The organism is Shewanella sp. T24-MNA-CIBAN-0130, assembly GCF_040310185.1.
Taxonomy (GTDB): Bacteria; Pseudomonadota; Gammaproteobacteria; order Enterobacterales; family Shewanellaceae; genus Shewanella; species Shewanella psychromarinicola.
The window spans coordinates 23694-36613 of the sequence record NZ_JBEOPP010000009.1; the positions used below are offsets into that span (position 1 = coordinate 23694).

A 12920-nucleotide genomic window follows, 5' to 3' on the forward strand; every position below is an offset into this window, starting at 1 on the left:
AGATAAATAATTGCTTGAACTATTAAGAATCAACTTATTCTCTAGGTGGAAATTCTGAAATAGAACTGCGTGGACGAAGGTCACTTCATTATTTTGCGAAAACAAACTATTAGTTAATCTCAGAAAATCTGAATAATTATCTTCATTGTATATACATGTAGTTAATAGCAAAATTCTCATAAATTAATTCCTAAATAAAAAGCTGGAGAGTCAAAAACAAAATCCATAAACTTACCATAGTAAGAATAAGACGTATAAGTAAGTTTTAGATTAAAATACAAAAATGATAGGGCGAAAGAAACAATAAAAATAAAAAAATCTGAATATCGATAAGCTGACAGCTTTGAACTAATAAAATTAAGCAAAATAAAATAAACCAACCATTTAAAAGAGTCGTAAAACGTCAAGAACCTTAATGGTAGAAATAAACTCGCGTGCGAAAAAAGTAAGGCGACAAAGAATAACAATAAGAACCTGTATATATTCCTATGTCTAGAATCATAAAGAAAAACAACTATTGCACTCAAAGTAAAAAGGGAAAAGTCAATTAACTTAACTATAGCCCCTCGAGACTGGTCTTCTAATTCCTCATAATTACCACTTAGGCTAAAATATGCTAATACATAAATAAATGATAAAATACTGGTAAACAAAAAAACTAATTTGTATGAAATATAATTTAGATTATATAGACAAAACAAAAATATTATGGCGACAATCAATACCGTTGAATTATGAGTTAACACTGAAACGACTGCAAATAAGAAACAAAGCTTTGGTTTTTTTATATACATAAAATAAAATGATAAAACCACTAACGAACTAGCTACTTGCTGCCGAATTAAATTATATGCATTACCAAAGTCATAAAAAACTAACATTTGAAATAAAACTAATGAAAAACAAATCAAAACCGAAACTCGTTCAATTTTGCAAATTTGTATAATGACAAAAGTGGGTATTAGGTAAATAAAGCAATGGACCCAAAAAATATAAAATGGATAATAACCATTAGTAAGTTTACTCGATATATAGACCAATAAATGATAGAAGGGTTCGGTAGGTTTTAGAGAAATATTTGCTAGATCATCCTCAAAAGCACTAGTAAATCCTAATTGATAATCAGCAAAGTTTTTAAAGTAAGAGTAATACCAGGCTAAATCGTTACCAATATGAAAAAAATCTCTGTTGAAATTTATAACAATAAAAAATAAAGTGAGAGAAATGGGAATTGTTTTTAAAAATTTATAGTCATTTGTATAAACAACTAAAAAAGTACAACATATAAAAGATAAAAAGGGTGTGACAAAAGAGAATAAAAATATAAATATATAAAAAAGATACAAATTCAAATCACTAATATCATCATTAAAATTAGCGAGTTCAAAATCATTATTATTTGATAAATTGCTCACTTAACTTTTACCCTTTAACCTATAAGCCACTCTTTTTATAATAAAAGGTAAGCCATCAATAGTTCTTAAGGCATAAAGAAATGATTTAAAAGTAACGAATAGACTACCCTCATCTTTGTTAATCGAGTAAAACAAACGTTTAGTGCCTATAAACCTTTTTATAAAAGTATTTAACCTTGGCATCACAATATAATAAAAACATAATAAGCTCTTCCTATCTGTAATAATACTTTTCAACCTAGCGTAGTCATCTCTTTCTAATTCAAGATTTTCGAGTAATTGATATTCATATTCAAATCTAAGTTTAACGGTCTGATAAGAACAAGTTTTATTAGAAATCCTGTATTCATCGTGATCTACGTGTATGAACGTAGGTTTGTTAAAATAAAATACATTTAAGTCATTTAAGTGTATTTTTAGTATTAGCACATGATCTTGATATTTTTTACAATTATCAAATCCGCCTATAAGCAACAAAGCTTCTTTTCTTGCCATGACCATCGGCGTGTAACAATTTCCATCTTCAAGTAAATCATATGATGTCACGCCTCTAAATTGACAGAAGTCTAACTGATAATTTTTACCATTAAATTTAGAGAACATATCGCTACAACAGACGTCACATTCAGTCTGCTGAGTAAAAAAATCAAGCTTATCTAAAGTTTCTTCAATTAAAAGCATATCATCGTCATCAAGAAAAGTAACAACTGATGTATTAGCAATTTCAATCCCTTTATTACGAGCTATACAAGCACCTGAGTTTATCTCTAATGCGTAATAAAGTAAGTTATTTGAAAATTCAGAAGAAATACTATCAATTAATTTCTTGGTTACAATTTGGTTAGTAGTATTTAGACCATTATCATCAATAACGACAATAAATATTCTTGGATGCATACAAGAGTATATTGATTGTAAAATCTTATCAGCTCTTCCATATGTGGGTATTACAACTGTTAATTTGTTCAAAAAACCACCTTGAAATAAAATTTACTTTCCCAATACAAAATATTTAACGTGAGTATTACTACTAAATATTTTATCAGTCACAATCGGACCTAAAACACCTAACACAAGTCCAATAAGGAATATTACTTCCATATCAAAAAAACCTATTTTATTTAAAATAATACGTGATGAAGCTGTAAAGAAAACATGAAAAAGATAAATAGAAAAAGAATACAAACCAATATATGCAAGTATTCTAACTCTTAACTTTAGTAAAAAAAGAAAAATACATGACATAAAACCTACAATAATTGTCTCAGCTCTACCATCGAAATCAATAAAGATTTTAAATATAAATACAAATGAAACAACCAATAATAACAAATACAATTTATGACTAAAAGATTGATATCGTGTAGTCATCATTCCATACAAAAAAAATGGCAATAAATAAACAAAACCTGAAAGTGAGAAGTAATTAACCTCAACGCCATACAAGTAAATTGATATGCAAATTAAGATTAAAAAACATGATATAAAGAAGTTATCAAAAGCCTTATAATACTCCAATAAAACTACAAAACAAAAAACTAAGAATATTGCTTCTAAGAACCAATAATGGCCTACTGGAATGATATGAATAAATTTTAAATCAATATCACCACCGTTTGTCCCTGGAATGTAATACTGTAAAAGCGCAAATAGCGTTCCAACTGTCAAAAGAGGATAAAGCAGTCTGCTGGTTTTCTTTTTTATAAAAACAAAATAATCAGACCTTATTGGCCGAAAGCCATATAAAACCCCAGATATAAAAGCAAACAAAGGCATTCGAATATAAACAAATAAATCATTAATTTCTCTGAGTAAACCTGTACTTATTTTCATTCCTTGCATCGGTGTTGAACCAATAACATGATAGCTGACTAATAATATACATGCGATACCTCTTAGTGTATCTATTTGCATTTTTCTATTATCTATCACAAACTAACCTTAATTTAATTAAAAATATAAACCACCCTATAAACTAAATTAAGCTTTAAACATTAATGATATTATTTACGCTCATTAAAAAAGCTCAAGTTAGTCGCCACTTTCTGATAGAATAAAGACATCACCTAGCAAATAATTAACAATTAAAAACTTATAACTTCAATGACAACCATTCACAAAATACAGGTTAGCACTTGCAGTTATTCTAATTAATTACTTATTTTAATATTTAAAATACTATGAGTATGGATGAAAGTTATTAATAACAATTTAAGGATAATAAATAAAAATTCTACTTAACAACCATAAAAAACATTAAAGCAACACCTATGAGTGTGGTTAATATTCTTTTTAAAGTGTGCCAAGCTCCTGATGGCAGCAAATATTTACCCATAATATAATAACATTGTATATAATTTACGAATGAACTAAATACGATTGCCCAGCTTAGCAATTCTAAATCGTTCATCAAAATACCAATGACTATCCCAGTTACATTTGTACAAAAAGCAAATAACCCACATTTAAGCATCAAATCAGTTCTACCTGCTGCTTGATAGAAACCGCCACTAGTACTCATAACTATTTGAATTGGAATTGATACGGATAATATTTCTAATAACGGAGTTACTCCATACCACTGCTCACCAAGCAAAATATAAACTATTTCTTCAGATAAAAAACAAATAACAACACCGACGAACAAACCTATTATTGAAATAACAATTATGAATTTATTGTGAAGCGTTTCAAATTTATAAAGATCATTTTTCAACTCCATCATAACAGGCTGTATTGCAGGTGACATAGCAAATGTGAGCAACAACAAAGGATAACGCATTAATTGATAAGCTTTATCATAAATACCTAAGCTAACTGTTCCTAAATACTTACCAACAAGAATATTATCTAAATTTCTTGAAAAATAATTTAAGAAATTAAATCCCGCCTGATGTTTTGAAAAAGCTAGTATTTTGTATGTATGCGATAACTCTTTACCAAACCACGGCATACCTATTTCTGTATTTTTTGAACCTAGAACAACTAAGATGTACTTTATAAATGCTACTGTTAAAGGTTTTAATGATAATGCCCATATAGGCTCTAAATAATACAGTGATACCAATACGACAACAATTGAAATCACTTCAGCTATAGCTTCACATCTAGCTATAGATATAAATTTTTTATCACGATTGAATGATGCTAAAGGAACAATAATAGCTGTATTAAAGATAATACTTATTGCGACAGGAATAACTAAATATTGATATATTTCATTATTATAAAACCATGAAATCAATGGTGATGCCGCAAAAAACAATATCGACACAAAAACACCTAAAATCCAAGTAAAGCTGTATATACCATCACGCATTTCTTTTGGGATTTTAGCTTCATTAACCAATGCAGGCCCAAAACCCATCTCACTGACTAAAGCAAAAAATACTGAAAACACTTGAATAATAGCAAATATACCAAACGTTTCAGGGCTGAACATTCTAGCTAATATCATCATCGATAATAACTGTACAGCATAAACTAAATATCTCCCCGTCATACTATGTAATATTGATTTTATTAACTTTTTATCTATCGTAACCTCAGGCATTTATTACTCTTTTATTATTTTTAAGAACAAAATTCAAATAATAAGTAGCTAACAATCTCAATTAAATAGCGAGTTGACAACATAATATACTTGCAGATTAAAATTAAAAATTTATTAGTTCGATATTCAGTTCAATTCTGTGTTGTATAATTACTTGCTAATTGACCAAGTGAAAACATGTGTTTTTTATAGCTTACAGCAATAACCCATTAATATTTTTATTTGTAAATTACGTTCGTTAGCTATAAGGGCATGTTGAGTTCACTTTTGTATACCGCATTAACCATGCTGTCATACTTGCTTAACTTGAATTATTGTCAATTCTGTTAATATGATTGAGGTATTTAAACGGCTCGACATTCTACTCATTGCTTTCATAACATATTGTGAAGACTAATATTGACTTTCCTGTAAGTGAAAAAATAACCTTAGACTATAAAAAGCGCTATTTCAAAAGTAGCCAAAATATTCTCTCGTATCGATGGCTAATGACGGCATCTGGTGACTATTTCATTGTGATAAACAGCGGTAAATTTTGCCTATTTGGAAATTACCTATTGATATAGCCTATAAATCCACTGATCACCATCAGCTGTTAGATAACAGCTCTAGCCTCCAATCATGTTTAATCGCGAAAGATTTGGACGATATGTTGTCCTGGCAGCTTGTTTATTTTAGCCTTTGCAATACGATCTGTATTATAGGGCTGTACTGCCAGAATAACTTACCGTATTCACATTATAAATATAACAGTAAGACTATTTGACTTTAGTAAAAAACCTCTTTCTCGGCAATTGGATGACGCCAAACATCTATAATGAGTATCGCAGTTATGTTACTCATTATTGAGTGAACATTTGCTAAAATATTGATTTTATTTATTTTAATAGCACTTAGAACTTAGAACTTAGAACTTAAATGAATTATACAATGTACGTAGCACCTGTATTTTTGAAAGTTTGTATCTAACTTTAGAAAATAAGTAACTTTTATTTTTAAACCGACTCAAACCTCCAGGGGGTATCATAATATTCTCGTCCACACAAAAAACAAACTTATTAGAACGATTTGCAATTTCAATTGCTTGATTGATATCGCTCTCTACAAAAAGAGAAGAATCACTGTTTTTATAGAAATTAGCTTTATGCGAATAATAATCCGATTGAGCTAGTCGGTCTGCTTTTCCAGGCAAATCTAACATAATCAATTTATTAAATTTAACACCATTTTTAGATAACCAAACCTCTGTTTGTGTACGATACTTTTCTAATCTATTAGTTACTAGATAATCAATTTTCTCAGTAGGAATAAATCGTGGCTTTGCATTACATAAAAATTGCACATATTTATCACCATCATCATTTTCTTCATTTGATGGGTCATAACAAAGTACACCATCAATATCAAAACACGAATTAGAAACTACTGGATGGTGATAAATATTCCATTCAAAAACACGAGGTGGCTCAACCTCAGTAAGAACAATATCTACATTTTCATGGTTTTTATGGCTAGAATATACCGCGGCAGTAGTTATCAACCCTTGAAATTTCGTTGGAATTTGTTTTAAAGAATTCAACATTGAATTTCCAGACAAAATACTATCATCAATAAGTAAAATATTTTTTGCATCATGTGAATTTACGATGTCCGTTCCTACATCACGAGTTATACCCTTGCAAAGCTTTTCATTTCTAATAAATGCAGGTAGATCTATACAATTAACATTAAGTAGCAATGAAACCATATAAGATGGAACCATTCCACTCCTTGGGATACCAACAATCAAATCAAAATTCTGAGTGTTGATCTTGTAAATATTATCACTAATATCTCTACTTAAATCACTATATGATTTATATTTCATTAATCCCTCAACAATCAAAACAAAGTCAAATTTTATTTAATTAAGCTAAATACTTATCGATCAATATATTATTTTGACTTTACAAGATAATTTAAAATCCGAGTAGAACCTATTGATTTACAAAGCTGATATTAACACTGCACGTGCCAATTAATCATATATTTATCCGATATAATTTCAATCATTCCCAAACAGGTCTCTGGTATACACTTTATCGGCTACATCACTTAACTCATCTGCAGCTCTATTAGATACAATCACATCCGCATCTGCTTTAAACTGTTCGAGATCACGATAGACTGTCGAATGATAGAATTCATCTTGCACTAATACGGGTTCGTAAATTATAACTTCAACACCTTTGGCTTTAATGCGCTTCATTACCCCTTGAATACTTGAAGCCCTGAAGTTGTCTGATCCTGACTTCATTATTAAACGATAAATACCCACTTTTTTAGGATTACGCTTTAAAATTGACTCGGCAATAAAATCTTTACGGGTAGTATTGGCGTCGACGATTGCGCCAATAAGATTGTTGGGGACATCTGAATAATTTGCTCTAAGTTGCTTGGTGTCTTTAGGTAAGCAATAGCCACCATAACCAAAAGAAGGGTTGTTATAGTGATTACCAATCCGTGGGTCTAAGCACACACCATCGATAATTTGTTTACTGTCCAGGCAACGTGACTCCGCATAAGTGTCTAACTCATTAAAGTATGCAACACGCAATGCGAGATAAGTATTAGAAAAAAGTTTCACCGCTTCGGCTTCACTTGAGTGGGTAAATAAAACTTGAATATCTTTTTTAATTGCACCTTGCAACAGTAAGTTAGCAAAAATTCGCGCGCGCTCGCTTTGCTCACCCACAATGATACGTGATGGATACAAATTGTCGTGTAGTGCCTTACCCTCTCTTAGGAACTCAGGCGAGAACATAATGTTATTGGATGCAAACTCTTGCTTAATCCGTTCGGTATAACCTACAGGAACAGTAGATTTGATCACCATTATGGCATTCGGGTTAATGCTAATGATATCTTTAATCACAGATTCAACTGACGATGTATTAAAATAGTTCGCCACAGGGTCGTAATCAGTAGGTGTGGCAATGATGACAAAATCTGCTTGTTGATAAGCAGTGACTTTGTCTTGCGTTGCCGTAAAGTTAAGCTTTTTGTTAGCTAAAAAGTCTTCTATTTCTGTGTCGACAATCGGTGATATTTTATCATTAAGTTGGTTAATTTTTTCTTTAACGATATCGACAGCTACTACCTCATTATGTTGCGCCAGAAGCATGGCATTTGATAAGCCTACGTAACCAGTACCTGCGATTGCAATTTTCATATAGACAAACATCCTGTTGATCTTAAATATCTTTTTTATTCGAAACATCCAGAGCATATTGTTAAGTACATGCACTTATGAATCTCGTTAATAGTCAAAGGCAAACATTTAGAGCTGAGGTCGCCAACATAAATATTTAAAGATGACAGCGAAGAGTAAAACCGGCTCCTGCTATTTCATCAATCCATTGGAGCTTCTAATTTGTTGTTCCGGTAATATTGTTAATCCTGAATCGCCCTTTGAATAAAATGACAACAAAGTCTTCAACGAAAAACATGTGAAGATGACGGCGTAAGATTTTAACGGATAGTAAAAAAAGACACGCTACCGCCACTAGATTGCAGCTTCCAGATTGCTGTGACACCTTTCAAGTTGTTGATTATGTGACTTTTATCTTTAATAATGAAAAAGTAAAATGAATCCTTTTTATGTCCTGTATACACAATATAGTTGATGGTGAGTTTTAGGCATTATCGATACCTAAATAAAATCAGCCACCAACAATCATTTTCAAGTGAATTAACAACACGTATGACACCTAAAGTGATGTAGTGGGATGCAGCGAAACAATAATGATATGAGATCACATCGGTAAACTAATGAAACAAATCATCTGATGATTGGCTTCAACACAGTTATCATTTGCGTCATGCCTTGTTTAAAATTTCCCTTTCTACTTTCTGTTTTACGTAAATATTGTTTCGTTCAGTATTAACTATAGTTTATACGTTAACTTAATGACTTTTTTTTGACGGTTTTTAACATTTAGCTGTTATTTTGACACTTTTTTGTTACATTTAAAATTAAACGCCATCAACTTACTACTTTTGTTCTAGTAATTCTGGAAGACATTTGCTAAAAAGACTCAGTTTATTGGCTTTTACATTGCACAATCAGATTACAGTTTGCATTCACATTTCCAGTGTGGTTTTGCACCCGTATGTAGTTTAACTAAATAAGATGCTTTGTTTTTGTGCATCATAAAAAATCTTATTCTAGCCATTTAGCTTAATGGTTAGTTAATTGATAGCAAAGTAGTAACAATACCGAATAAAAATAAACCCTTGTTTTAATTGATAAAAAATTATTCTAGAGCGTTGATAATTTAACATTTCCGTCTGATCTGCTATCCCTTTCAATTAATAGTTTAGCTGAGAATACTAGCCACACTCATGTGCTAACCTAAAAAGCTCATCATTTACATTTTTATAACAATAAGCGTGCCATTATATTGACACTATCAAAATTCAATCCTTTTAATGAGTAGATTAGGTCGTTATTTTGAACGGCGTTTTTTGTCGTACTTTCGAAGTATGCCTGCTGTTAATGTTGTGTCTTTATGCTCTCGTTTTGAAATTTCATCATCATTGCATTGTCGTTTAAGCAAAAACTGACTTATGATATTTCTGATTTACAACATTTTGCTAACATCATTACCCTGTAATCACTAACCATAACTGCAGTGGGATTTGCGTATTAAATTCGTGTTGTGTTGCATCGATAGATACCGCCATTGGCTTCTAATCTCAGTGGTATCTTCGGCTGTCTGCATTGCCACAATAACGGATGATTTATTTACTGAGGATTTTTTTAAACTTATCGAGCTGCGCTATAGTTCGGACAGCGTTGAGGACTTTAGTGACTGGCGTGACACTATTAATAAAGGCACTACGTTAGGTGATTATGAGCGCTTGCATTTAGCCAACCAGTTTGCTAATCGGCGGATCCGTTTTGTGAGTGACAGTGACCATTGGCATAAAAGTGATTATTGGGCTACCCCGCTTGAATCATTAGGGACTAAAGGTGGTGATTGTGAAGACTTTGCTATTTTTAAATATTTTACCTTAAAGGCCATGGGTGTGGATGAAAATAAAATGCGCTTGAGGTATGTAAGAGCACTGTTGATTAACGAACCCCATATGGTGCTGATTTATTTTGAAAACCCTAAGGCGATGCCTTTGGTGCTAGATAATTTAAAAACTACCATTTTACCTGCCGACCAACGCCGAGATTTAAAACCTGTATATTCATTTAATGGCCAAGGATTATGGTTAGCAAAGGCGCAAGGTCTTAGTACAGCCAAGCCCACCAGCGGCGGGACAAAAAATTGGACTGATTTAGTCAATCGAATTGAAAACGGCGAATAAACTGAACAAAAGGAACCGGAGTGAGCCATGTTTAAACAAGGGATGTCTTTAAGGTTACAGCTATATTTACTCATAGGCTGTTTGTCTATATTTAGTTTTAGCACAGCGATATATCACAATGTGTCGAATATGCGCAGTTATTTAAACGAGCAACTGAGTTCCCATGCGCAAGGGGCTGCACACAGCTTAGGGTTATCTATGTCACCTTATATGGATGAAGAAGGCTTGGTGATGGCTCAAACCATGACCAACGCCATTTTTGATTCAGGTTATTATCAACATATTTCTTTTACTGATATTGATGGGGTAAAACAGTTTGAGCGGGTCAACCCTGAAAGTAACTTCGCATTACCTGATTGGTTTATTAGCGGGTTTACCCTGCATCCTCCAGTGATGACCAGTGAAGTCAGTGATGGTTGGCGCATTGCTGGCATACTAGAAGTACAGTCACATGCGGGAACATCGTATTATGCACTTTGGGATCATGCGGTTAGCACATTTAACGTGACACTAGTGCAACTGTTAGTTGCATTTTTGTTGGTATATTTTATTTTAAAAGCAGTGTTAACCCCCTTGAGCAGTATTGTTCAACAAGCCGAGTCGGTTATTCAAAAACGTTTTAGCTTAAATACTGTACGCCCTTTTACCTCTGAATTACGTACTGTTGTTAATGCAATTAACCGCATGGTTGAAAACATTCAACGATCATTTAACGAGCAAACTCAATTGGCTGAAACCTTGTCTAAAGAAGTGTATATCGACCCACACACAGGCTTACCTAATCGCCGAGCATTATTGAAAAAGTTTGAGTCTATTCAGGCTGAGTATGAACGGCATGGGGATCGTTTTTATTTAGGTTTGGTGTCGATGACATCATTACAAGTCATTAATGACAAAGAAGGCTACGGCTGTGGCGATGCATACATTTTACAAGGTGCTACTGTACTAAGTAAGCAAATTGAACAAATGCATGAATCGCAGTTGTATCGTATCTCTGGATCTGAATTTGCCTTTATATCATTGTTAACTGAAGAATCGGTGAAGGTAATCGACACCCAATTTGCTAACTCATTAACTATTGAGAATGGAGAATATTTTAAAAATGGCTTTGCTAAGCACGCTCTCACCCGAGTTAATCACCATGAGTCGTTTACGGATGCAGTTAAGCGATTAGATAATCAATTGGTGCATAATCAGTATTCAGAAGCAGTAAACGGGTTAGTAGACCCTGAGTCGATATATAAAAATCACTCCCGAGAAGAATGGGTGTCTATTTTAACGCGGTTCACTGAATACTTTAAAAACGAAATTAGTCACTGTGATCCAAAAGACTTTTCCATTAAATGTATTCCGTTTGATAAGATTTTTGACTTAATGCTACAACCTGTGGTGGATAATAAACAGACGATATTGTATGTTGAATCGTTTGTTCGCTTCAAAATAAAAGGTGAAACCCTATCGACGTTAGATGTCTTTGCGATGGCAGAACGGCTGGGGGTGATACAAGAGCTTGAGCAAGCTGTCATTTGTTTCATTTTTTACAAATTACAACATATAGAGCATACCCAAGTGGCGATCAATATTAGTAAGCGTGCAATGCATAACCCAGTATTTACCGACTGGTTATTTGATTTATACCAGAAATTGCATAAAACCCTTCCACCACTTTTGTATGAATTTAATGAATCTGCAGCAATGCTTTCTTTAGCCTCAACAGAATTGTTTATTCGCCGAGCAAAACAATCAAATATTGATATTGTTATCGAACGGTTTGGCTCAAATTTAAGTTCATTTTGTTACATCCGTAACTTAGACATTGATTTTGTTAAGATTGATGCTAGCTACGTTCACGATATTGCCGAAGCTGACACACGTTTTTTTGTACAAACCTTGACCCAAATTTGTCATGGTATTGGCATAAAAATCATTGCACCACAGGTTGAATCAGCCACTATAGGTGCTTATTTTACCCTGATGAACATCGATGGCCTACAAGGCAATGGATTGTATGCTGTACAAAATTTGAGTACAATCATTCCTGCTAATACACCCCAGAGTTGGACGTGCACTTTGCATCTAAACGACTTTAGCAATTCACTAGACAACGAGGCAGAATAATGAATAAGAATAAATTACCCATTTTATTAATGTCAGCATTATTGACGACAGGTATATCTGCAGGTGCAATCGCTAAAGACACCTTGTCTGCAAGTGCAATAGCTGATGAGACGTTGATGGCAGGTGAAAAGGCTGAAGAGACTTTAACTGCTAGCAATCAAAATACACCCATATCAGCGCAAGCACAGCAATTAGCGACTGCAATTCAAGCCGCTAACGGCGATGTAGAACTCATCAAAAAAGCATTAAAAGCGGCTGTAGCAGCGGGCATGAATCCAGATGAGATTTTAGCCATTGCACTTGCCAACGGTGTTGACCCTGCCATTGTGTCTGAAGCAGTTGAAGATACTCAAACTGCAGGTGGTGGTGGATTTGGTGCTGCACCTGCGCCAGCGGGTCCAGGCTTTGGTGGTGGTTCAGGCGGCGGTGCTGGAACAATCTCTAGTAACTAATATTTAGTCTTCTTACCGTTAAAT

Annotated in this window: 9 protein-coding genes; 3 read left to right on the forward strand and 6 right to left on the reverse strand. The window is 33.1% G+C overall.

Annotation, left to right across the window (positions count from 1 at the left end):
- Positions 1–176: 176 nt before the first annotated feature.
- The 6 genes from AAEZ02_RS05640 to AAEZ02_RS05665 all read right to left on the reverse strand — a co-directional run bounded on the left by AAEZ02_RS05640 (position 177) and on the right by AAEZ02_RS05665 (position 8179).
- The gene (locus AAEZ02_RS05640) at positions 177–1415 is read right to left on the reverse strand and encodes an EpsG family protein (RefSeq protein WP_351078398.1); all 1239 of its coding nucleotides are present in this window, start codon (positions 1413–1415) and stop codon (positions 177–179) included.
- Positions 1416–2384 (reverse strand): glycosyltransferase family 2 protein, encoded by a 969-nt coding sequence (locus AAEZ02_RS05645; protein ID WP_351122197.1) that lies wholly within the window; start codon positions 2382–2384, stop codon positions 1416–1418.
- Positions 2385–2405: 21 nt separating this feature from the next.
- Positions 2406–3347, reverse strand: coding sequence for an acyltransferase family protein (locus AAEZ02_RS05650; protein WP_351122200.1), 942 nt, complete (start codon positions 3345–3347; stop codon positions 2406–2408).
- 301 nt (positions 3348–3648) lie between these two features.
- Positions 3649–4968, reverse strand: coding sequence for a lipopolysaccharide biosynthesis protein (locus AAEZ02_RS05655; RefSeq protein WP_351122203.1), 1320 nt, complete (start codon positions 4966–4968; stop codon positions 3649–3651).
- A 907-nt stretch (positions 4969–5875) separates the two neighbouring features.
- The gene (locus AAEZ02_RS05660) at positions 5876–6835 is read right to left on the reverse strand and encodes a phosphoribosyltransferase family protein (protein WP_351122206.1); all 960 of its coding nucleotides are present in this window, start codon (positions 6833–6835) and stop codon (positions 5876–5878) included.
- Between the two features lie 177 nt (positions 6836–7012).
- Positions 7013–8179, reverse strand: coding sequence for a nucleotide sugar dehydrogenase (locus AAEZ02_RS05665; protein ID WP_124011828.1), 1167 nt, complete (start codon positions 8177–8179; stop codon positions 7013–7015).
- A gap of 1529 nt (positions 8180–9708) precedes the next feature.
- On the opposite strand from AAEZ02_RS05665, the gene AAEZ02_RS05670 reads away from it, so the two are divergent.
- From AAEZ02_RS05670 to AAEZ02_RS05680, 3 genes are read left to right on the forward strand one after another with little or no spacing between them, the layout of a single operon-like run.
- Positions 9709–10326 (forward strand): transglutaminase-like cysteine peptidase, encoded by a 618-nt coding sequence (locus tag AAEZ02_RS05670; protein ID WP_351078386.1) that lies wholly within the window; start codon positions 9709–9711, stop codon positions 10324–10326.
- Positions 10327–10368: 42 nt separating this feature from the next.
- Entirely contained in the window at positions 10369–12444 is a 2076-nt protein-coding gene (locus tag AAEZ02_RS05675) for a bifunctional diguanylate cyclase/phosphodiesterase (protein WP_351122289.1), read from the forward strand.
- Positions 12444–12896, forward strand: a complete 453-nt coding sequence (locus AAEZ02_RS05680) for a hypothetical protein (RefSeq protein ID WP_351122209.1) — start codon at positions 12444–12446, stop codon at positions 12894–12896. The genes AAEZ02_RS05675 and AAEZ02_RS05680 overlap by 1 nt, the downstream gene beginning before the upstream one ends.
- The last annotated feature ends 24 nt before the right edge of the window (positions 12897–12920 follow it).

Coding starts and splice junctions, on each gene's coding strand:
- AAEZ02_RS05655 (WP_351122203.1), bottom strand. CDS start 4,968: ATGCCTGAGGTTACGATAGATAAAAAGTTAATAAAATCAATATTACAT.
- AAEZ02_RS05660 (WP_351122206.1), bottom strand. CDS start 6,835: ATGAAATATAAATCATATAGTGATTTAAGTAGAGATATTAGTGATAAT.
- AAEZ02_RS05665 (WP_124011828.1), bottom strand. CDS start 8,179: ATGAAAATTGCAATCGCAGGTACTGGTTACGTAGGCTTATCAAATGCC.
- AAEZ02_RS05675 (WP_351122289.1), top strand. CDS start 10,369: ATGTCTTTAAGGTTACAGCTATATTTACTCATAGGCTGTTTGTCTATA.
- AAEZ02_RS05680 (WP_351122209.1), top strand. CDS start 12,444: ATGAATAAGAATAAATTACCCATTTTATTAATGTCAGCATTATTGACG.